At 31.6% G+C, this 22,714-nt stretch carries 22 protein-coding genes and 1 pseudogene; 17 read left to right on the top strand and 6 right to left on the bottom strand.

The window, feature by feature from the left end; all coding sequences use genetic code 11:
- The first annotated feature begins 66 nt into the window (after positions 1-66).
- From RH82_RS02655 to RH82_RS02645, 3 genes are read left to right on the top strand one after another with little or no spacing between them, the layout of a single operon-like run.
- Entirely contained in the window at positions 67-684 is a 618-nt protein-coding gene (locus RH82_RS02655) for an HAD family hydrolase (RefSeq protein WP_034057842.1), read from the top strand.
- The gene (locus tag RH82_RS02650) at positions 681-1,544 is read left to right on the top strand and encodes a membrane protein (RefSeq protein ID WP_034057840.1); all 864 of its coding nucleotides are present in this window, start codon (positions 681-683) and stop codon (positions 1,542-1,544) included. Before RH82_RS02655 ends, RH82_RS02650 begins: the two co-directional genes overlap by 4 nt.
- The gene (locus RH82_RS02645; RefSeq protein WP_034057838.1) at positions 1,544-2,164 is read left to right on the top strand and encodes an IMPACT family protein; all 621 of its coding nucleotides are present in this window, start codon (positions 1,544-1,546) and stop codon (positions 2,162-2,164) included. The genes RH82_RS02650 and RH82_RS02645 overlap by 1 nt, the downstream gene beginning before the upstream one ends.
- Before the next feature lie 76 nt (positions 2,165-2,240).
- Here the strand turns inward: RH82_RS02645 and RH82_RS02640 are convergent, their stop codons facing one another.
- A complete protein-coding gene (locus RH82_RS02640; protein ID WP_034057836.1) occupies positions 2,241-2,639 on the bottom strand; it encodes an acyl-CoA thioesterase in 399 nt (132 codons plus the stop codon).
- A 188-nt stretch (positions 2,640-2,827) separates the two neighbouring features.
- Between RH82_RS02640 and dnaA the strand changes: the two genes are divergently transcribed.
- Genes dnaA through RH82_RS02620 form a run of 4 tightly spaced genes read left to right on the top strand, consistent with a single transcriptional unit; the run spans position 2,828 to position 6,880 of the window.
- Positions 2,828-4,255, top strand: a complete 1,428-nt coding sequence (gene dnaA, locus RH82_RS02635) for a chromosomal replication initiator protein DnaA (protein ID WP_034057834.1) — start codon at positions 2,828-2,830, stop codon at positions 4,253-4,255.
- An 11-nt stretch (positions 4,256-4,266) separates the two neighbouring features.
- Complete coding sequence (locus tag RH82_RS02630; RefSeq protein WP_034057832.1) at positions 4,267-4,725, top strand: low molecular weight protein-tyrosine-phosphatase; 459 nt, start codon at positions 4,267-4,269, stop codon at positions 4,723-4,725.
- A gap of 46 nt (positions 4,726-4,771) precedes the next feature.
- Complete coding sequence (locus RH82_RS02625; protein ID WP_034057830.1) at positions 4,772-6,163, top strand: PQQ-dependent sugar dehydrogenase; 1,392 nt, start codon at positions 4,772-4,774, stop codon at positions 6,161-6,163.
- Entirely contained in the window at positions 6,164-6,880 is a 717-nt protein-coding gene (locus RH82_RS02620) for an SAM-dependent methyltransferase (protein WP_034057828.1), read from the top strand.
- A gap of 12 nt (positions 6,881-6,892) precedes the next feature.
- Here the strand turns inward: RH82_RS02620 and RH82_RS02615 are convergent, their stop codons facing one another.
- The 4 genes from RH82_RS02615 to dapF all read right to left on the bottom strand — a co-directional run bounded on the left by RH82_RS02615 (position 6,893) and on the right by dapF (position 10,908).
- Positions 6,893-7,567, bottom strand: coding sequence for a hypothetical protein (locus RH82_RS02615; protein ID WP_034057826.1), 675 nt, complete (start codon positions 7,565-7,567; stop codon positions 6,893-6,895).
- Positions 7,568-8,568: 1,001 nt separating this feature from the next.
- Entirely contained in the window at positions 8,569-9,615 is a 1,047-nt protein-coding gene (mltG, locus tag RH82_RS02605) for an endolytic transglycosylase MltG (protein WP_034058017.1), read from the bottom strand.
- The gene (locus RH82_RS02600; RefSeq protein WP_034057824.1) at positions 9,605-10,135 is read right to left on the bottom strand and encodes a GNAT family N-acetyltransferase; all 531 of its coding nucleotides are present in this window, start codon (positions 10,133-10,135) and stop codon (positions 9,605-9,607) included. Before RH82_RS02600 ends, mltG begins: the two co-directional genes overlap by 11 nt.
- Positions 10,129-10,908 (bottom strand): diaminopimelate epimerase, encoded by a 780-nt coding sequence (dapF, locus tag RH82_RS02595; RefSeq protein WP_034057822.1) that lies wholly within the window; start codon positions 10,906-10,908, stop codon positions 10,129-10,131. The genes RH82_RS02600 and dapF overlap by 7 nt, the downstream gene beginning before the upstream one ends.
- A 195-nt stretch (positions 10,909-11,103) precedes the next feature.
- Between dapF and RH82_RS02590 the strand changes: the two genes are divergently transcribed.
- From RH82_RS02590 to RH82_RS02570, 5 genes are all read left to right on the top strand, one after another.
- Positions 11,104-12,531 carry a trypsin-like peptidase domain-containing protein gene (locus RH82_RS02590; protein WP_034057820.1) on the top strand — a complete coding sequence of 476 codons (1,428 nt, stop codon included), beginning with the start codon at positions 11,104-11,106 and terminating at the stop codon, positions 12,529-12,531.
- Between the two features lie 191 nt (positions 12,532-12,722).
- Positions 12,723-14,171 carry a glyceraldehyde-3-phosphate dehydrogenase gene (locus tag RH82_RS02585; protein WP_034057818.1) on the top strand — a complete coding sequence of 483 codons (1,449 nt, stop codon included), beginning with the start codon at positions 12,723-12,725 and terminating at the stop codon, positions 14,169-14,171.
- A 145-nt stretch (positions 14,172-14,316) separates the two neighbouring features.
- Positions 14,317-14,835: a hypothetical protein gene (locus RH82_RS02580; RefSeq protein WP_052158178.1), complete on the top strand. Its 519-nt coding sequence runs from the start codon at positions 14,317-14,319 to the stop codon at positions 14,833-14,835.
- Between the two features lie 4 nt (positions 14,836-14,839).
- Positions 14,840-15,580, top strand: a complete 741-nt coding sequence (locus RH82_RS02575; protein ID WP_034057816.1) for an LVIVD repeat-containing protein — start codon at positions 14,840-14,842, stop codon at positions 15,578-15,580.
- 121 nt (positions 15,581-15,701) lie between these two features.
- On the top strand, positions 15,702-16,328 hold the full coding sequence (locus RH82_RS02570; protein WP_034057814.1) for a hypothetical protein: 627 nt from the start codon (positions 15,702-15,704) through the stop codon (positions 16,326-16,328).
- A gap of 252 nt (positions 16,329-16,580) precedes the next feature.
- Here the strand turns inward: RH82_RS02570 and RH82_RS19315 are convergent.
- Positions 16,581-17,367: pseudogene (locus RH82_RS19315) on the bottom strand (transposase); the annotation flags it as partial.
- A 351-nt stretch (positions 17,368-17,718) separates the two neighbouring features.
- On the opposite strand from RH82_RS19315, the gene RH82_RS19190 reads away from it, so the two are divergent.
- From RH82_RS19190 to rplS, 5 genes are all read left to right on the top strand, one after another.
- On the top strand, positions 17,719-17,937 hold the full coding sequence (locus RH82_RS19190; protein ID WP_156112401.1) for an IS3 family transposase: 219 nt from the start codon (positions 17,719-17,721) through the stop codon (positions 17,935-17,937).
- A gap of 243 nt (positions 17,938-18,180) precedes the next feature.
- Positions 18,181-19,002 (top strand): GEVED domain-containing protein, encoded by an 822-nt coding sequence (locus RH82_RS02560; RefSeq protein WP_034057812.1) that lies wholly within the window; start codon positions 18,181-18,183, stop codon positions 19,000-19,002.
- Positions 19,003-20,926: 1,924 nt separating this feature from the next.
- Positions 20,927-21,604, top strand: a complete 678-nt coding sequence (trmD, locus tag RH82_RS02550; protein WP_034057810.1) for a tRNA (guanosine(37)-N1)-methyltransferase TrmD — start codon at positions 20,927-20,929, stop codon at positions 21,602-21,604.
- 106 nt (positions 21,605-21,710) lie between these two features.
- Complete coding sequence (locus RH82_RS02545; RefSeq protein ID WP_034057808.1) at positions 21,711-22,196, top strand: GyrI-like domain-containing protein; 486 nt, start codon at positions 21,711-21,713, stop codon at positions 22,194-22,196.
- Between the two features lie 134 nt (positions 22,197-22,330).
- Positions 22,331-22,684 carry a 50S ribosomal protein L19 gene (gene rplS / locus RH82_RS02540; RefSeq protein ID WP_034057806.1) on the top strand — a complete coding sequence of 118 codons (354 nt, stop codon included), beginning with the start codon at positions 22,331-22,333 and terminating at the stop codon, positions 22,682-22,684.
- Positions 22,685-22,714: the final 30 nt, after the last annotated feature.

Below are 22,714 nucleotides of genomic sequence, written 5' to 3'. Positions count from 1 at the left end.
GGCTCTGGAACGACAACCATTAATCCACTTCGACTGCGCTCAGTGTGACACTAGCACAATCAACTTATGACCAAAATAAAAACAATAATATTCGATTTCGGAGACGTATTCATTAACCTTGACAAAGAAGGCGCAATGGCAAATGCTTTAGAATTATTTGAAATGGAGGCACTTTCGGAAGAATTAATAGCTATAAACGCACTGTATGAGCAAGGCTTGCTCTCTACAGAAGAGTTTGTAGAATTTTATCAAGAAAACTTCCCAAAACTATCTAAAAAACAAATTATTGAAGCTTGGAATTATATAATCTGTGACTTTCCGCCTAAACGATTAGCATTTATTGAACAATTAGCTAAAGAGAAAAAATACAATCTCATCCTACTAAGTAACACAAACGAACTACACATAGAATCTATAAAAAAGCACATTCCATTTTACGATGATTTTAAGGCCGCTTTTAATACATTCTATTTGTCTCATGAAATCATGCTCAGAAAACCAAATGCAGATATTTTTGAATTTGTTTTAAAAGAAAACAATTTAAACGCTAAAGACTGCTTGTTTATAGATGATACTTTAGAGAACACTGAAACTGCTAAAAAACTTGGTTTTAACGTTTGGAATAATAATCCTAAAACTGAAGACATTATAGATTTATTAACCATTAAAAGTGAACTTTTTTGATCTACCTACTACTAAGCGTCCTTGCTTCCACTCTTATATTTGTTATTTTTACACTACTTGGAAAATACAAAATTAATACGCTTCAAGCCATTGTAGTAAACTATTTTACCGCTTTTGCTACAGGTGTTTTAAGCTCTAAAGAGTCGTTAAGTGTTACTGAAGTTATTAATAAAGATTGGTTTTACGGAGCTCTTTTTCTAGGCTTCCTATTTATTGCTATATTTAATGTCATGGCATTAACAGCGCAACGCAATGGACTCTCCGTTGCTTCTGTTGCTAGTAAAATGAGTGTTGTTATTCCAATAATTTTTGGTTTGTATGCGTATAATGAAAGTTTAAGTTTTATAAAAACAATAGGAATATTATTAGCCCTTTTCGCTGTATATCTAACTTCGGTAAAGGCAAACAGCGCTAAAATGAATTTTAAAAACTTATGGCTACCTGTGCTACTATTCTTTGGATCCGGTATTATTGACACCTCAATAAAATTCATTGAAACCACTTATGTTTCAGAAAACGGCATACCACTATTTTCTGCTACAATTTTTTCTATTGCTGGAACTATAGGTATCGTTATTCTTTCCGCGAAAGCGATAAAAGGCACATTAAAACTCGATTACAGAAGTCTTTTGGGAGGTGTTATTTTAGGAATTGTAAATTATTACTCCATATATATGTTATTAAAAGCGTTGCAAGTCGAGCGCTTTGAAAGTTCAAGTATTTTTACCATAAACAATGTAGCTATAGTCATGCTTTCTACATTAATAGGATTAGCCTTTTTTAAAGAAAAACTAAGTATTAAAAACTGGTTTGGAATAGCGACAGCCATACTATCGATTGTATTAGTAACTTTGGCATAATGGAAGCGCATTTTAACGACACCTATAAAACAATTTTAAAACCTTCGAAAGAAGTCCTCTTTAAAGACAAAAACTCTAAATTTTATGGCTATGCATATCCTATAACTTCAGAACAGGATGTAAAATTACACATTGAAGAATTAAAAAAACAGCACCATCAAGCCAGGCATTGGTGTTACGCCTATCAAATAGGGACCGAAACTGTGGCTTATCGCGCAAACGATGATGGCGAGCCTAACAACAGCGCAGGAATGCCCATCTATGGACAAATACAATCTTTTGAAGTCACCAATATACTCATTGTGATTGTACGCTATTTTGGAGGTGTAAAACTAGGTGTTGGAGGCTTAATAAATGCGTATAAAACCGGAGCGCAACTGGCTTTAGAAAATGCTAAAATAAAAGAGCTTACAATTAATATCGACTTTCTTATTAAATTCGAATATGAGTTAATGAATAAAGTAATGCGCGTTATTAAGGAAAAGAACTTAACAATCACTAATCAAAAATTAGAATTAAGTTGCGAGATTACAATTTCTGTTAGAAAAAAAGAAGCAAATACTATTTTCGAAATTTTTGAGTCAATATATAAGGTGTTAATTAAAAAGGTTGAAACTTAAAAATTCAAATTTATAGATCCAAAAAACTTAAATTTCATATTTATTTTATTTTCGGTTTTTTTTGTGCTTTTAAAATTTATTTTTTCAAAACTTCTAAAAAATACCCAGGAGGTCTTGATGGTTTATTTGTCTTTAAATCAACGAATACCAAAACGACATTTGCGGTTGATAAAATTTGGCCATAATCGTCGACAATTTCGTGGTCAAATTCAAGTTTAACAGAAGGCTCCTTTTTAAGCATTGTTTTAACGGTAATTACGTCATCATATTTAATAGGTTTCTTATATTTCACACTTAATGACACTACTGGCAGACCAACTCCTGTTTCTTCCATTTTTTTGTAAGAAATACCCAGTTTTCGCAACCACTCAATACGCGCAACTTCTAGATATAATGCATAGTTCCCATGATGAACGACTCCCATTTGATCAGTTTCTGCATAACGTACTCTAATATCAATTTTATCTGACTTCATATATACTATTGTGAATTATTTTTTGTAGTTTCGTTCCAGTTACTAGTATGCGAAAAAAAAACTAAATATTCAATAGCAAATCATTTTTTTTTTACGTTTTTTGTTCACATATTTGTCTCGCTGATATAAAAGAGAAAAATAACCTACTTTCACTTTTAAAAACTAACTAAAAACACAATTTTTCTACAATGAATATAACTGCGCAATCGGTATGGAATAACTGTCTTAATTTTATAAAAGACAATATTCAACCTCAAGCCTATAAAACCTGGTTCGAACCGATTATAGCAGTAAAGCTTTCAGACAATGCTTTAAGCATACAAGTACCCAGTAAATTCTTTTACGAATGGCTTGAAGAACATTATGTTAAAATTTTAAAAGTATCACTTACTAAAGAATTAGGGGAAACTGCCAAGCTTGTCTACATTATTAAAATGGAAAACACGTATGGTAATAAGCAACCATTTACAGAAAGAATTCCAAGTTCTAATCGTTCTTCGGTAAAAGCCCAAGATGTAGATGTGCCATTAAAACATAAAGACAGAGAATTACGTAATCCATTTGTTATTCCTGGAATTCGTAATGTAAAAATTGATTCTCAACTCAACCCTAACTATAATTTCGACAACTTTTTAGAAGGCGATTCTAACCGTTTAGCACGTAGTGCAGGTTTAGCTGTTTCTGCAAAACCAGGTGGCACTTCTTTTAATCCGTTATTAATTTTTGGTGGTGTTGGATTAGGAAAAACACATTTAGCCCATGCTATTGGTGTTGACATAAAAGATAAATACCCAGAAAAAACAGTTTTATATATTTCTGCTGAAAAATTTACGCAACAATATATAGACTCTGTAAAAAAGAATAATAGAAACGATTTTATTCACTTCTATCAATTAATAGATGTTTTAGTTATTGACGATGTACAATTCTTATCTGGTAAATCTGGAACTCAAGATGTATTCTTTCATATTTTTAACCATTTACATCAAAATGGAAAGCAAGTTATTTTAACAAGTGACAAAGCTCCCGTAGATATGCAAGATATAGAACAACGTTTACTATCTCGTTTTAAATGGGGATTAAGCGCAGAGCTACAAACACCAGATTTTGAAACACGTGTTTCTATTCTTAAAAATAAATTATATCGTGATGGTGTAGAAATGCCAGATGATATTATTGAATATGTTGCAAAACACATTAAATCGAACATTCGTGAATTGGAAGGTGCAATCATCTCTTTAATCGCACAATCGTCTTTCAATAAAAAAGAAATTAATATAGAACTTGCCAAACAAGTGGTAGAAAAATTTGTAAAAAACACAAAACGCGAAGTTTCTATAGATTATATACAAAAAGTAGTATCCGATTATTTCCAAATGGATGTCGATACGCTTCAGTCTAAAACAAGAAAACGTCATATTGTTCAGGCAAGACAATTAGCAATGTTTTTTGCTAAGAAACTTACAAAAGCCTCCTTAGCAAGTATTGGTTCTCAAATTGGGAAACGTGATCATGCTACTGTTTTGCACGCTTGTAAAACGGTAGACAACTTATCTTCTACAGATAAGCAGTTTAGAAAGTATGTAGAAGATTTGACAAAAAAGTTGTCTGTCTAAAAATCCTAATTATGATTAGAATTTTAATGGTTTGCCTCGGAAACATCTGTCGCTCACCACTAGCTCATGGAATTTTAGCTTCAAAATTGGATGCAGACTATTTTGAAGTAGACTCTGCCGGAACAAGTAATTATCATATTGGAAATTTACCAGACCAACGCTCGATTGCTGTAGCTAGAAAGAACGGTTTAGATATTTCAAACCAAACTGGAAGACAATTTATAGTTAACGATTTTGAAACGTATGATTATATCTATGTAATGGATAATTCTAACTTTAAGAACGTTGTGAAAATGGCTCGTAATGCAGCAGACATTACTAAGGTAAAACTCATTCTAAACGAAAGCAACCCAGATAAAGACCTAGAAGTTCCAGATCCATATTATGGTGGGCGTTCTGGTTTCGACGATGTTTACAAAATGTTAGATGAATCCTGTTCGGTTATTACTGAAAAACTTTCTAAATCATAAAAAAGTAATTTGTCATTTTTTGTATCTTACAAAAAAACTACTTGATATGAAATTTAAAAACTACACATTATTTCTTTTAATACTTCCTATATTCATTTTTTCTCAAGACGTGTCTTTACAATCCTTTGCAACAGGATTTTCAAGACCTGTAGACATTAAACACGCAAATGATTCTCGATTATTTATAGTAGAACAAGATGGTCTAATCAAAATTGTAAATTCGGCAGGAACTACAAATACGATACCTTTTTTAGATATTGATGCGCGCGTTCGCTCAACAGGAAATGAACAAGGTTTATTAGGCTTAGTTTTTGACCCCAATTACTCTACCAACAATCGATTTTATGTAAATTATATCAATCTCAGCGGAAACACCGTAATAGCAAGATTTACAACATCTGTAAATCCAGATATTGCTGATGATATGACTGAAGAAATTCTTCTTACCGTTAATCAACCCTATTCAAATCATAATGGTGGATCGTTAGCTTTTGGAAATGATGGCTACTTATATATTGCTTTGGGCGATGGCGGAAACGGTGGAGATCCACAAAATTTCGCACAGAATCTACAATCACATTTAGGAAAGATTTTACGAATAGACGTTAGCGGCTCAACTTCATACACAGTTCCTGCCTCCAATCCGTTTGTTGGAAATTCTGCTGGTTTAGACGAAATTTGGTCTTATGGACTAAGAAATCCTTGGAAAATGTCTTTTGATAGTGCTAATGGAGAACTATGGATTGGTGATGTTGGACAAAGTAATAAAGAAGAAATCAACAATGTACCTATTGTAGATGCTGGCTATAATTTTGGTTGGAAATGTTATGAAGGCAATAGCACTTTCAATACCGCAGGTTGCCCATCGGCTGCAACAATTACGTTTCCAGTTGCGCAATACAATTATGGAGGAAGCCCTTTTAGATGCTCAATTACTGGAGGTTATCGCTACAGAGGTGCTCAATTTCCAGACTTTCAAGGCTTATACTTTTTTGCAGACTATTGTACTAACGAAATTGGAACATTAGAATTATCAAACGGTTCTTGGAATATGACATTTAACGGTCCTTTTTCTGGAAACATTGCTGCTTTTGGAGAAGATTCAAGTAAAGAATTGTATGCGGCAGGTTTATCTAACGGAGTTATATACAAAATAATTGATACCACTTTAAGTGTAGAAGAAAATACACTTTCTAATGATCATAAACTGTATCCAAACCCAGCAAAAAATCATGTTACCATAAAATTCTCACCAAATACAACAAAAATTAAAACCATATCGATAAGTAACATTCAAGGCCAAATAGTAAAAAAAATAGTTCCAAACAACTCTGAAACGTTTCAAATATCAACTGAAACATTTTCTAAAGGTGTATATTTCGTGAAAATCAATACATTTACTGGACAAACATCAGTTAAGAAACTAGTAATCAATTAAATGAACGACACTTACGGGAAACTTTACCTTATCCCAACAACATTAGGCGACACAAATCCATTACACGTTTTACCAATAACAGTAAAGAATATAATTGACCAATTAGATATTTATATTGTTGAAAACGAAAAAACAGCAAGACGCGACATTAAGAAAATTTGCCCTACTAAAGAACAATCAAGTTTAACACTTTTCCCGTTAAATAAATTCACAGATACTAACGAGCTACCAACCTATTTGGAACCTTGTAAAAATGGTTTAAATGTTGGCTTACTTTCTGAAGCCGGCTGTCCAGGCGTTGCAGATCCTGGTGCAGATATTGTAAAATTAGCTCATGAAAATAATATTAAAGTAGTTCCATTAGTTGGACCGTCGTCTATATTAATGGCAATGATGAGCTCTGGAATGAATGGTCAAAGCTTTGCTTTTAACGGCTACTTACCTATAGATAAAGGCGAACGTAAGCAAGAAATTAAACGGTTAGAACGTCTATCATATGAACATAATCAGTCGCAATTATTCATAGAAACACCATACAGAAACAATAAGTTTTTAGAAGACTTATGTAATACTGTAAATGGTAATACAGATATTTGTGTAGCCTGTGATATTACATTGCCTTCAGAGTATATAAAAACAATGTCTGCAAATGATTGGAAAAAAAATAACGTTGACCTTCATAAAAGACCAACGTTATTTATTATTCATAAAAACTAAATGAATCTATAACTATGCGTTAATAGAAACTTTTGCTCTTTTGTTTGCTATAATTCTTGTTGTATCGTAACCTTGAAAACGTTTCATATAACTACCAATAGACGTTCCATAAGCATCTTTAAAGCCATTAGAACCGTAACTTCTTAAGTATTTCTTTACGCCTCCAGGACCTGCAAGATGTGCAGCTGCCAATATCCCAGATTCCGTTACTAGAATTCCATTAATACGTTTACCTACAAAACGTTTAATATCTCTTCTTAACACCCATTTGTTACGTTCTGCATTTGCAATAAATGCTTTTTCTTGTAATTCTGGAGTATTTAAAAAATGTTGTGTGTCATTAATACCAATAACCTCTAAAGTAGTTCTACCAAATTGGTATTTTCCTAAATAGCCTAAAGTATTAACTCTAAAATAATTGTTTTGAGATTCTTTAAAACCTAATTTTTCTTTAAATCCAGTAAAAGATTTACCTAATTCTGGTGAAAAACTATTTTCATACCAAACAGAAGATACACTAATGGTTTTACCGTGAACTATTGTGTTGTCTCCTTGACCAACTTCAATAGTGATGTCTTTTAACAAAGCATAATCTTTGTTACTAGAACTTGATTTAAGCGACACTACAATTAAAATACATATTGTAAGCGCTAATGAAACTAACTTTGCAATACTTTTTTTATTCATAACCTTTTGATTTTTCAAAGTAGCTATTAAAAAATAAGCATACCTAAAATTTCGAGTGCAAATATACAACCTTTTTTTTAATACTGTAAATCAAACGACTAATAGCGGTTAAACGCATACAGAGTGTAGCTTTACACCACATTTAGACGTGAATTCTATAATTAGGAATGATGCCTTTATAGCATTAAACATGATGAAAACAGTTTTTAGTAGCTCAAAATTTGTTTTAATCCTTGTTAAATCTACATCTAAACTTAAATAAAATTAACGACGTCTGTCTGTTTTACTAATACACTATTTACAATAAGCTCATTATTTCCAGACAACAAACCATCTGCACATAGCCAATAGCGAGATTTAGTTATTTAACTATTTTAGAAAAAGAATGCAGATTACAAGACAACCAATAGGTTTGAACATTATAGCCTTTTAAGGCTTCGTCATAGGTCACTACCTAGTTTAATTGGTCTTTGTGAAGCATAATTAGGAAAGCAAAAAGAGTATTTCATGACCATACGCTGTTCTTTCCAAAGGAACTCTTGGCCAATATAAAGTCCAGTTACTATAGTATTTGCAGTAAAATCTCTCAAATTAAAACACCCTTAACTAAAAAGCCTTCCAATACTTGTACGGCTGTGAGAAAGGAAAAACCTAAAGTTGTTCCATATAATAATTGATTTTATAACTTACACCACTACAAATTAATATTTTAGCACCAAAATTAACAAATTGGAAAGCAAAAAAAACATGACCCAATTTATCCAGTTGAAGCCACTCGCTATTATCACTTATAGTCTAAAATCTTGAACACTCCTAGTCTGGATAATAAAGCTGATCTGCACCTAAAAGAGTTAAACCTACAATAGCAGCTTTAGAAAAAGCTACCAAATTCCGCCTTTTCATATTTAAAATATCACTAAGCCTTAAGAAGTTACTATGCTAAGCAAATACAGATATTGAAACATTCGGACAAAACAGGTCTAGAAGAAAACACTTCATTATTATCTATTGACGCCCTGTTTGTTTATCCAACGCACATATTCTCGTTTATTCACATTATGTTGAGATAATGTTTTAGCAAATTTATGGTAACCAAAGTTTTTTACGTTTGCTACAAAATATATATAATTATGTTTTTCTGAATTTAAAATAGCATCTATTGCAGAAACATCAGGCATAAAAATAGGCCCTGGTGGAATACCTCTATGCTTATATGTATTATACTTCGAATCTATTTCTAAATCTTTATAAAGCACACGTTTAATAACACGATTAAAATCTCCTGATTCTCTTTTTAAAGCAAAGATTACAGTAGGATCTGCTTGTAATGGCATGCCCTTTCTTATTCTATTTAAATAAACTCCAGCAACTCTAGGACGCTCATCTACCTTTGCTGTTTCTTTATGGACAATAGCAGCTAAAGAGATCACTTCGTCTTGAGTTAAATTTAATTTTTTAGCTTTTTCTAGTCGACTTTGAGTCCAAAATCGATTATACTCTTTTAGCATTTTATCTCTAAAACCATCCGCCGACGTATTCCAGTAAAACTCATAACTATTAGGAATATACATTGCTAAGGCAGTTTCTTTAGTAAATCCGTTTTTTTCTAAAAACTCAGGATTCCTCATAGATTGTAACAAAGACAAACTATCTACTTCCAACTGAAACGCTATACGACCAGCTAAATTCTCAATACGCTCTTGATTATTAAAGGAAATTTTAAGTGGGATACCATTTTTGATTCTAATAGAATTAATAATATCATTATTACTCATACCCTTTTTTATTACAAAACGACCTGCTTTAATATGTATATTATATTTTTTCTGTTCTGCAAGTGCATCAAATTTATTGATGTCTATTAATAAAGGTTCTAATTGTTCTCTTACCTCAGCATACTTTGCATTGGTAGGCACAAAAATATAGGCTTCATCATTATTAAAAGCTGTATTAGGTTTTAACATTGCGCCATAAATAAAGTAAGCAAAGTAAGCCGCAACTGCTAATCCAATAATAGCGATCGCTCCAAGTATTTTTTTAATATACATTATTAATAAGTTGGTATAAATATTCGTTAGTATAATTTCCATTTTGGAAATTCCAGTCTTTTTTTAATCCTATTTTTTTAAAACCTTGATTTTCAAATAATTTAATACTTGCGTCATTCGTTTCAGAAATATTACAATATAATTGATGTAAATCTAAATGTGCAAAACAATAGTTAGATAATAAAGCTAATGCTTCCTTACCATGCCCTTTAGCTCTATTTTTATTACTATAAATTAAAATACCAATACCGGCGCGTCGGTTTTTAATATCGAAATCAAAAATATCTATTAATCCAATGGCACTATCGTTATCATCTGAAATCATTAAACGTAATTGTTTCACTTCGTAAATATCTTTGTGCGCATGTTCTAGATATTCATTAATTAAAAACTTAGAATAAGGGGTTACGGTACTACTTAACTCCCAAATAGATTCGTCGTTTTCAATAGTGTGAATAAAATCTAAGTCTTCAGGTTCTAAAGCACGTAAATAGATATGTTTACCTTTTAATGTTACCATGATATTTCGCCTTTAAAAACTAATGTAGCTGGACCTTGAAGCCATATGTTTTTGTACCCGCTTGATGATTTCTCGAAAGACACTTTTAGTTTTCCGCCTTCAACATTTAAAGCGACTTCTTCTGCATTGGTTTTTCCTGTGGCATACATTGCTAATGCCACAGCAGTAACTCCTGTTCCACAAGACAAAGTTTCATCTTCAACACCTCTTTCGTAAGTTCTAACGGCAAATGTCTCAGTATTTATTTGGGTTACAAAATTCACATTCGTTCCCGCTTCATTATAAGGAGAACCATAACGAATTTTTGAGCCTTCGGTTTTAACGTCCAACTGCTTTACATTTTCTACTAAAGCAACGTGGTGTGGAGAACCTGTATTCAAAAAAGTGTGATTATCAAAGATGTCTATAGTTTCTACATCTTGCATTTTTAGTTTTACAAAACCATTTACAATAGTAGCTTCATGTAAACCATCAATTGCATTAAATGTTGTTTTGCCATCGATAATGTTTAGCATTTCTGCGAACGCGACAATACAGCGTCCACCGTTTCCACACATGGTACTTTCGTTTCCATCAGCATTAAAATACACCATTCTAAAGTCTGACTTTCGATCATTCTCCAATAAAATCAAACCATCTGCACCAACACCAAAGCGTCTATCGCACAAATGTGCTATTAATTTGGTGTTATTTTTATTGAATAACTCTTGACGATTATCAACAAAAACGAAGTCGTTTCCAGTGCCTTGGTATTTATAAAAGATATGTGTCATTAAGTTGAATTTACTGCGACAAATATAGTGTATTGAAAATTTATTTGTGTTGTTAATGTCTCGTTAAAGTTCCTTTTACCAAGCAATAAAAAAAATAACTTTATAGTTATACTATTAATTTTAAACTAAATTTAGATTTCTGACTTTACTAAAAACGGTCAGTATAATCATTGAAACAAAAAAAAACAATTATATATGAAAAAGATAGCAACGCTAATTTTAGTATCTGTTTTAGGAGGTGCAATTACTCTAGGAGCATACAAAACGGTTTTTGAAAAAGAACAAACAATTGTACAAACAGAACATGTATTACAGCCTGTTTTTCAGCCTGTTTTTCAGCCTGTAAACTACAAGGTATCCAATACAAATTTGGCTGCTATAGAAGGTATAGATTTTACTACTGCGGCCGAAAAAACTCTAGGCGCTGTGGTTCATGTAAAAAATATCACCATTGGAACTTCAAAACCAACTTTTGAAGATTTTCTTAGAGGTAGAGTGCAACAACGTCCGCAGTTAGGCACTGGAAGTGGTGTTATTATTTCGCCAGACGGTTATATTATTACAAATAATCATGTAATTGATGCCTCAGAAAAATTAAGCGTTACACTTAATGATAACCGAACATTAGAGGCCATTATTGTTGGTACAGATCCAAAAACAGATATCGCTTTATTAAAAATTGAAAGCGATCAAATATTGCCTTATGCTACTTTTGGAGATAGTGATACTGCTAAAATTGGCGAATGGGTATTGGCAGTTGGTAATCCATTTAACTTAACATCTACCGTTACCGCAGGTATAATTAGTGCTAAATCGAGAGATTTATCTGGAGATAGCAGCCAGTCTTTTATACAAACAGATGCTGCTGTAAATCCAGGAAACTCTGGTGGTGCTTTGGTAAACACAAAAGGAGAGCTTATTGGAATTAATACTGCCATTTCCTCTCAAACTGGCTCTTACATTGGTTACTCTTTTGCTGTACCAAGTAATATTGCTAAGAAAGTAATACAGGATATTATGGAATTTGGTAATGTGCAAAATGGTATTATGGGTGTTCGTGGTGGCTCATTAAATAGTAATGCTGCCGAGAAACTTGGCGTAGGAGAAACTGAAGGTTTTTATATTGACAATGTAGATGAAGACACGGGCGCTGCTATTGCGGGTTTAAGGAGTGGTGATATCATTAAAAAAATTGATGCCATAAAAATTAATAAGTTTTCAGATTTAAGAGGTTATTTAGATACAAAGCGACCAAATGATGTTGTAAATGTTTATTATCTAAGAAATGGTGTCCAGCAACAAGTAGAAGTTACGCTACTTAAAAATAATACTATTACCATTCCTATTATTGGAGTATTAAAAGAAGCTAATCCAAAGGATCTAAAAAAAGTTGGAGCTAAAAATGGTGTAAAAATTCAACGTCTTACAAGTATTCAAAACTATGCAAGATATTGGAACACAAATGGTATTCAAGAAGGAGATATTGTTACAGCAATTAATGACATCAAAGTAAATAATGTAGATGATATTAAAAGTGTTATTAAAAATAGAATAGAAAATGAACCTTTCACAATTGAAATAACAAATTCTGATGGAGAAAACCAAAGTTATTTCTTCAGATAAAAAACAAATTAATCATAATTTAAAAAGCACTTTAGACCATTCTAAAGTGCTTTTATATTTTTAGTAAAAAACCTTTACGAAAACGTTTGAAATATATACTTTTGCAAAATATTAAGCGAAGCTAAATAGCTTAGCTATAAAAAATTAGTACAATTAATAATAATTTAACAACACACTAAAAACTAAAGCAAATGCCAGTTAAAGAAACCTACGAAAACGAATTAGCATTTCAGGCCGACAGACGTCGTGCTACTGTCGAATTCATTAAAATTGTTAGCGACCTTTGGTACGACAAATCTATTGAATTGGTAATTTTCAGAAACCAATTAATAGACAGAAACGTAAGCCAAATTTTAAACCTTCACGAATATGCAGGTGAATTTGTGGAAAAACCAATTTCGATTTTCGATTCTGTAGAAATCGCACAAGCCATTAAAACTTTAGATTTCCCACCTTCAAAACTAGATATTGGTAAATTAACTTACGAGTATCATTTAGAAGAGCAACAACATACAAATGCTTTAGCATTTGTTTCAACCAAATTAAAAGGTGCTGGAAAAGCTCAAGAAATAACACCTAAAGACGTTGTGCTTTATGGTTTTGGACGTATTGGTCGTTTAGTTGCTCGGGAATTAATGACAAGAACTGGAAAAGGAAGCCAATTACGTTTACGAGCTATTGTAACACGTGGTAAAAATGATGCCGTTGTTTTAGAAAAAAGAGCCTCTTTATTACGTAACGATTCTGTTCATGGAGATTTCTCTGGAACGGTTTCTGTTGATTTGGAAAATGAATCTTTAATAATTAATGGTACAACGGTTCGTGTTATTTCGGCAAACCAACCAGAAGATATTGACTATACAAAATACGATATTAATAATGCTTTAATTATTGATAACACAGGTGTTTTTAGAGATAAAGAAGCTTTAACTCGTTTAAAAAATTCTCCAGGTGCAGACAAAGTATTACTAACGGCTCCAGGAAAAGGGATTCCTAATATTGTTCATGGTGTAAACCATTTAGAAAATAATCCAGACGAAATTGATATTTTCTCTGCGGCATCTTGTACAACAAATGCAATTACTCCTGTTTTAAAAGCAATAGAAGACACTTATGGTGTAAAAAGCGGACATTTAGAAACTATTCATGCTTATACTAACGATCAGAATTTAGTAGACAACTTCCATAGTAAATACAGACGTGGACGTGCTGCTGCATTAAATATGGTTATTACAGAAACTGGTGCAGGAGCAGCTGTTTCTAAAGCATTACCAAGTTTTGAAGGCAAATTAACATCTAATGCTATTAGAGTTCCTGTTCCAAATGGCTCTTTAGCGATATTAAACTTAGAATTAGAATCTAAAACTAGTGTCGATAGCATAAATGCTACTATCAAAAAATACGCTTTGGAAGGTAATTTAGTGGAGCAAATTAAATACGAAATGAGCGACGAGTTGGTTTCTACCGATATTATAGGTAGCTCTGCTCCTTCTATTTACGATAGCAAAGCAACTATTGTTAGAAAAGATGGCAAAAACGCAATACTTTATGTGTGGTACGATAACGAATATGGTTACAGCCAGCAAGTTATTCGTTTAGCTAAGCATATTGCTAAAGTGAGACGTTTTACTTACTATTAATTAGTTTTTTTTCTTCGGAAAAACGTTATCATTAGAATCTAAAAAATCTCACAGCTACTGTGGGATTTTTTTGTTTGTTATTTAATTTTAACATAATCGCACGCAACCTTATACTAGCTTTCGCATCTAAAAATAAATATCAACCATGAAAAAAACAGCTTATAAAGTTCTTTTTCTTTTAATAACTTTATTACTAAATTCTTGTTTTTGGAATACTAATGACGATGATGTTATAAATCCAGGGTTCCAGCAACAACAATATGAAGCAGTAACCATCTTAAGAACAGAATTTGAAAATTCCAGCCAACTTTTGCCTCCAGAACCCATTACGGAAACCGGAAAAATTTATGCAAAGGGTGGTTTTCTTTTCATAAATCAGCCCAATAAAGGATTTCATATTTTCGATAACTCCTATCCTTCAGCACCTGTAAACTTAGCGTTTTTAAAGGTATTGGGTTCTTCAGATTTAAGTATTAAAAATAACGTGCTTTACATCAACAATGCTACAGATTTAATAGCAGTAAAACCAGATTTCACAAACAACACCATTGAAATCACAAAACGTATTAGTAATACATTTCCAGAGTTAGCAGCACCAAATAATTGTTGCTATACTAATACAGCAGAAAACGAAGTGGTTATTAATTGGACTTTAATAGAATAACAAGATGAAAAAATACAGCATAATTTTAGTTCTACTTTTAGTTTTGGGTTGCGATTCGGATTCTAGTGACAACAGCACAACAGCTTTCGATAATTCTACAGGGCAAAGTGGATCTCTAGCACGATTTACAACCTATAACGATTATCTATATACTGTAGATAATCAAGATTTAAACGTTTTTAGCATTCTTGATAACGAGCAACCTGTTCAAGTTAACGAAGTCCAAATTGGTTTTAATATAGAAACTCTTTTTAGTTATAAAGACTATCTTTTTATAGGCTCTCAAAATGGTATGTTTATTTATAGCGTTGCAAATCCTGAAACACCAGAATATTTATCTGAAGCACAACACTTTACAGCTTGCGATCCTGTAGTAGCGAATTTTACTCATGCTTATGTAACATTACATTCAGATATTGGTTGTGGTAATACATTAAATCAATTACAGATTTATAATGTTGAAGATTTACAGAATCCATTATTAATTTCTACACGAAATTTAACCAAACCAATAGGCTTAGGTCTGTATAACGATTATCTAATTGTTTGCGACAACGAAGTTAAAATTTTCGATGTATCAGACCCAGAAAATGCGCAATTGGTTCACAGTATTAATCGAGACGCTTTCGATGTCATTATTCAAGATAATTTACTAATTCTTGTTGGAGACTTTGGCGTGTATCAATACCGTTTAGACGAAACAAACATTCAAAACACAACTGAGTTAAGTACTATTAACATCTAAACCATATCTTTTTAACGTATATATAAAAGCCTTGCAATTTTGTAAGGCTTTTGCAGTATTATACAATCAAACTAAACATTATTCTTTACTTTTGCCGTGGATAATAATCAACATTAAAAAAATGAATCTTACCAAAGCGACCTTACTATTATTATTAGCGTTTTTTTCTATACAAATTCAAGCGCAAACTGAAACTACAGAAGTAGACAATATACTTTCGTTAGATAGTGGCTCAATAGAAAGCCAGTTCGAATACCTAACTAAAAAATCTAATGGTTGGAGAGATGAAAGAGGCCAACGTTACGAGGTTATTAGAATAGAATGGATAGCGAAAATAAAAAAGAACACCATAGATTCGCTTATAGCAGTTCATAAAACGCTTAACGAGACTAAAGCTGTAGTTAAAAAACAAGATAATGAAATCTCTAAATTAAAAACAAGTTTAAACACGACCCAAGGCACTTTAGAACTCACTAACACAGAAAAAGATAGCATGTCTCTTTTTGGAATACAACTGAGTAAAGGTCGTTACAATGGCCTAATGTGGTCTATTATAGCTGGATTATTAGCCTTAGCATTATTTTTCATGTATCGTTTTAAAAATAGCAATACGATTACTAAAGAAGCAAAAAAATCTTTAGTAGAAATAGATGAAGAGTTTGAAGACCACAGACGTATAGCCTTAGAACGCGAGCAAAAAGTACGTAGACAATTGCAAGATGAAATTAATAAGCATAAAAAGAGTTAAGCATTATAAGTAAAAAACGGATCGTTGCTTACGCTTATAAATAATGAATGTCATTGCAGGAACAAATGACGAGTAATCATTTAAAACAATAAATATAAAATCTGTAACTTCAGTTGCAGATTTTTTTTGTTTAACAATAATGACAATAATAAAACACATTGCCATACTGAGCCTGTTAAGTATCATGATACTAAATAAAGCCCAAATATCAATTATAACGTGGTTGCCTCTATCTAAACTTTACGGACTCATATAATTAAGTCCCCTTGCTTTTCCTAGTTTAACACTAATACGCGCATCCAAATCACTAGGACTGTAATGTGTTTTATTGCTCGTGTCTTTACTTCCTTTGTTTCCTGCTCCCGGATGCTGGTCTTGGTCTTTGTCCACTTTTTACTCCGGCGCTTTATAGCGCCTAATTCTTACTTAGTTGCGCTAATGCTCTGCTCTTCTTTACTTGCCTTGTTCTCTTTACTTTGTCGTAAAGGCGATGCCTTATCCATAGCACTTATGTGTTGTATTTTATGCAAATGAGAAGTCAAATCTGCTTCAGGAACCTTAAGTTCTAAACGGTCCATCGAGGCATTCCCTTTTATAGGTACCCAATCTATGGTTTGTGTATGACCTCTCACCATGCCTCTACCAATGCACATTTCTAAAACTTTTGTAAAGGCTGCCTCAAAAACTTCTTATGAAAAAAGTTGACGTGTGCTACTTATGGTAGCATGTTATGGAAGTTCTTCCTCCAAATTATAACCAATGAAAAACAGCATATCCAAACGCATACTGCAATGCTGCATTAACTTTCTGTTACTAATTATATTTTCTAAACACCCTACTAGACACTGTTTAAAAAATACAACAGTACCGATATTCTTCTGGCCGGTAACTCCATAAAAGCACCTAATAATTGGTATAAATAACTTAAATCTAAAACAGATTTTCGCTGACAATAGAAATTGTACTCGGGAACGCGTTCACTCAATAAGAAATTAGTTAATAACTTTTCTTGATATGCTTTTTTTTCCTTGCATAGCATTAAGTTACAAATGTATCTTGCACGTATCAACCTCTTGCACTAACTTTATAAACCGTGTTGTGAAACAGGCACACGGTATATAATTTATTACTAGTTCTAGTGCACTTACGAACTTTGAACTGCAAAAAAAACAAGACATTCTTGAGGGGGTTTTACAAAAATAAAAGTTGAGTATAATTCTGATTTTAAACTACGCTGCTTAGAACAAGTATTAAAACATAATGAAAAAGCACAAGCTGTACTAGACTTAAATGGTTTTCGTCATAAAACTATTTTTCACTAGATTCATATTTATGAGAAACATGGCAAGAACAGTTTAGTAACGAGAAAAGGTAGAAATTATAGTTTAAAATTCAAGCTCAAGGTTCTCGTATCTATAGAGGAAGATTTATTATCTTTAAGACAAGCCTGACTTATAATTTAATATTTTATCTGAAGAACTACAAATCGATAACTCAATTAAAAAAAGAGCTTAAAAACTATAAGGAATATTATTATAACGAAAGAATAAAACTAAATTTAAACAGAATAAGTCTGATTGAATATCGATCTCATTATTATCAAAATTAATTATAATTTCATCTAATCTTTTGAGCACTATCTAATTTCTGTATGAGATTTATTTACTAACTTTGCGAACTTTAATATGCAACAAACCATCTATAAAACCTTTTGGCAGCTGCCAAAAGGCATTTACATCAACAACGGATAAAACTCATTGAGTTGATAGTTTATTTGTTAAGGGTTTACAGTAATTTAAAATACTAAAGAACTCACTTTTAAAATTATATTTAACATTAAAATAAAAAAGCCATGGATTGGAAAAATAGCCTTTACACTTTAAAAACATCTAATAAATACATTCTGTTTTTTTTAGTACAAATCTTATTTACATATAATGTTCATTCACAATATTGTATATCGTCTCCTAACAACATATTAAATTCGCAATGTGATATTGTTCAACTAGTAGGTAATTCAATTACTTTAAATAAGAATACAGCTTCTATCTGTGCATCTTATTCTAATTTCACAACAGGCGAAAATATTCCAGATTTAGAGGTTAACTCTTTATATACAATTAATATAACACAAGGTACTTGTGGAGACACTGACAACAGAACCGCAAATGCATGGATAGATTACAATAACAATGGAGACTTTGGAGATGCTAATGAAATGTTAGGTGCTGGAACATTTATTTCTAATACCAATGGCTATGTTCATTCCTATACATTTACAGTTCCAGCAGGAGCATTAGTTGGAAATACTAGGATGAGAGTGATTGTAAAAAAAGGAGGTGCAAGTACTACAGATTCATGTATAAATAATTATTCCTCTGGTGAAACTGAAGATTATACAGTAGGAATTATTGGTAATGTACTCTCAACGCCTACTTTCAATAATCACATTGGAATTTACCCAAACCCTACCGAAAATCAAATTTCGATAAGTGGTGATAGTGGTGAATTAGAAATAGTTAATATCTATAATGTTCTTGGTGAAAACGTAACAAGTAATGTCCTATTTGTAGAAAATAATGAGCAGAAAAAGATTCTTGATCTATCTAAATTAAGTAGTGGTATGTATTTAGTGAGAACAAAAACAGCTACTAATAAAGTGTATAAAAAATAGTTAGCAAATTCTAAACCGAAAGGTTTACACCTATTTACAAAATCCACCAAATTTAAAAATTCGGCATTTTTTTAGACGAAAAACCATGATCTTTTTACACGCTACGTTTTATACATAAAACCTTATAACAACTGCTAAAAGGTATTTGCTATAGCAGAAATCAACTCAAACGAGAGCTTAAGGTGAAACGTATAATAAACATTAGAGCAAAACACCTAAGACAGTCAAAACAGAAATAGAGTTCAAATTGGAAATAGGAAAAAAAATAGAATTATTTTAATGCTATTAAGAGCGTATTCATTAGAAAAAGAGGAATAATCTGTTTGGTTTGCATTTTACATTGGAAACTCTGAAATAATTATTAGATATAAAATTAGTCATATTCATTACAGAAAACAATATGGTCAAGAAACATGAGAAGGGTTAAATAAGAGCCTTTTGTTTTTTTTACTAAAAAAATGAGAAGGACTAATTTCTAAAAGGAAAAGTGAATTTTAAGAATTTTTATAAAATTCAAGAACAAGTTGAATGTTTTTCTTATCTCAATGCTGGAAAACACGACTAAAAAAGCAGCTGAACATTCTGAATTTATTAAAGCTGAAAATATTATAAAATAACTTTAGTAATTAAGAGAATAAATAACACATACCAACAAAGTACGGTGTTAAAAAACAAGTGCATACTAGTTAATTTTTTACTAAAAATCTCTATAATTGTCTTCGTATATTAATCCCTCTTTTGCAATTGCAAATGCCTATTTTAATAGCTTATTAAAAACGACTATTGACGCTAGTTTTTCACTTTTTCCTTTGGTACTAATCGCTCATAAATTTCTCTACATCCTTTCTAATAGGAAAAATTCTCTTTCTTATAGGTCCTGTTTTATTGTCTCAAGGTGATGATTTTGTATCTGCTCAAGAACCTATTGATTTTGCACATTGGTTTTTAATAATTGGATTAGTTTTACTGATTTCGCAAGTTGTTTATTTTCCTAAAAAGATCTTTAGTTTAATTGTAATTCCTTTGACTTTAATAGGGATTACTTGTATTATTGGAATGTGCGTATTAGACTTTATTTGGTGGCGCTTTCCCTCCGAATAAATGCGGAATAACTTCACTAATCATATTTCACAAGTTCCATCAATTTAGAAAACTTTTTTGACTACAGGACCAAGCTCTAAAATATTTAATCTTGGTTTATTGATTTTAAGCTTGAATTACTTTAAAAGTAAAAAGGTGGGAATAGCTATTATTTTAATAGCCAATCTCATTTTGTGGTATATCATCCCATTGTCTTTTCGACTAATATTTGGGTATGCGCTAACTCTAATTGGTTTCAGTATAATTTTCGTTAGAAGTGGAAATAAAAAAGTGCTACAATAACGTGTATAATTAATTGCTTGGTTATAGCCTACTTGGAAATTCCTTCGGCATATTCTCTAACTCGTATTTGTTTGCTAATTTAGTTAACTAACCACGTAATACATAATATGAATTGTTAACAACAAGCTAAAAATAGAACTCAAATTAAATACCAGACAAACATTTATAAATATTTAGCCTCTTTATAGTTTGATAAACAAAGAATTAAACTAATACAGCTAGGCTATTCTTTCAATGATGTTTACTAGATCAACTATAATAAACCAAAAATATATCAAATTCTTAATATCATATTTGGAGCATTATTTATATTACCGAACATGATCGTAATTTCCGAATAAAAAAACCAGCGCTTAAATCCGCATAAAAATAATACCGTAATTAAGACCTCATAAAAGAGGAGTCGTTTTTTTAAAGTCTAATTTACCAAAAATAAGTCCTCACACACAAAATCAAAACAACCATATTAACGAACGTTAATTAAATTCTCAAACCTTTCTTAAAACAATTCTTATATATTTGCAATCCTATACAGAGCATAATGAGAATAGACATAATAACCGTTTTACCAGAATTACTTAAAAGTCCGTTTGAAGCTTCAATTTTAAAACGTGCTATAGACGCAAATTTGGTTTCGGTACACTTTCATAATCTAAGGGATTACACAACAGATAATTACAAATCTATAGACGACACACAATTTGGTGGTGGAGCCGGAATGGTAATGAGTTGTGAGCCAATAGATAAATGCATTTCTGGCTTGAAAACAGAACGCGATTACGACGAAGTAATATATATGACTCCCGATGGCAACACGCTAAACCAAGGCATGGCTAACCATTTATCTTTAAAGGAAAATATAATAATCCTCTGCGGTCATTATAAAGGTGTAGACCAACGCGTTCGTGATATGTTTGTAACCAAAGAAATTTCGATTGGAGATTACGTTTTATCTGGTGGCGAATTAGGAGCTGCTGTTTTATGCGATGCTTTAATTAGATTAATTCCAGGTGTTTTAGGAAATGAAACTTCTGCACTTACAGATAGTTTTCAAGACAATTTATTAGCACCTCCTATTTATACAAAACCTAGAGATTATAAAGGCTACAAAGTACCAGAAATTTTATTTAGTGGTCATAAAGCAAATATTGAAAAATGGCGTGAAGATCAAGCTTACAAAAGAACAGAAGAACGCAGACCAGATTTACTAGAAGATTAGATTATTTCTATTACTCATTTAGTTAAAGATCTAAAAATAATTAAATTGAAACTATCAGTTTGTATGAAATTGCTTTTTAATAATTTTGTATATAGAATAAATACATATGGATCAAACACCAAAAATAATAACACTAGAAAGCAAAAAATTGGTTGGCCATGCTATAAAAATGTCTTTAATTGATAATAAAACATTCGAACTGTTTTCTGGTTTTATGCCACAAAGAAAGCAGGTTCAAAATATTGTTAATACAGATATATATGAAGTATTAATTTACGATAGCAACTACCTCAAAAAATTTAGTCCAACGCATACCTTTACTAAATGGGCAACGGTTGAAGTAGAACATTACAATACTGTACCAGAAGGTATGGAAACTTTAAATCTAGATGCAGGTTTATACGCGGTATTTAATTACAAAGGCTTACCAAAAGATTTCGGTGTTTTTATGTCCTACATCTATAGCAATTGGTTACCAAAATCTAAATACCAATTAGACCAAAGACCACATTTTAATCTATTAGGTAAAAAATACAAACGTAACCATCCAGATTCTGAAGAAGCCGTTTGGATTCCTATACAATTGAAATAAAAGGAACGTTTTAAAAAAACTAAATAATCTATTGCAGATAAGTTATAAATACTTATTTTTGCAGCCAATTTCGGGTTAACCTCTGGCGATATACGTGAATGTTGTTCTGAATTAATATTAAAAACTAAATAAAGATGGAATCTTTAATTAAATTTGTACAAGACGAGTTTGTACCAAAAAAAGACTTTGCAGAATTTTCAGCTGGTGATACAATTACTGTATACTACGAAATTCGTGAAGGTGAAAAAAGTAGAACACAGTTTTTTAGAGGTGTTGTATTACAAAGAAGAGGTGCTGGTTTAACAGAAACCTTTACAATTAGAAAAATGTCTGGAACAATTGGTGTAGAACGTATCTTCCCAGTTAATTTACCTGCTTTACAGAAGATTGAAGTAAACAAAAGAGGTCAAGTTCGTAGAGCTAGAATCTTTTACTTTAGAGGTCTTACTGGTAAGAAAGCTAGAATTAAAGAAGCGAGAAGAAAATAATCTCCTCCTTTTAAATAATATTAAAAAAGC

It is taken from the genome of Lacinutrix jangbogonensis, assembly GCF_000797445.1.
In the GTDB taxonomy this organism is placed as follows: domain Bacteria; phylum Bacteroidota; class Bacteroidia; order Flavobacteriales; family Flavobacteriaceae; genus Lacinutrix; species Lacinutrix jangbogonensis.
This window is presented reverse-complemented; position numbering and strand designations above follow the sequence as displayed.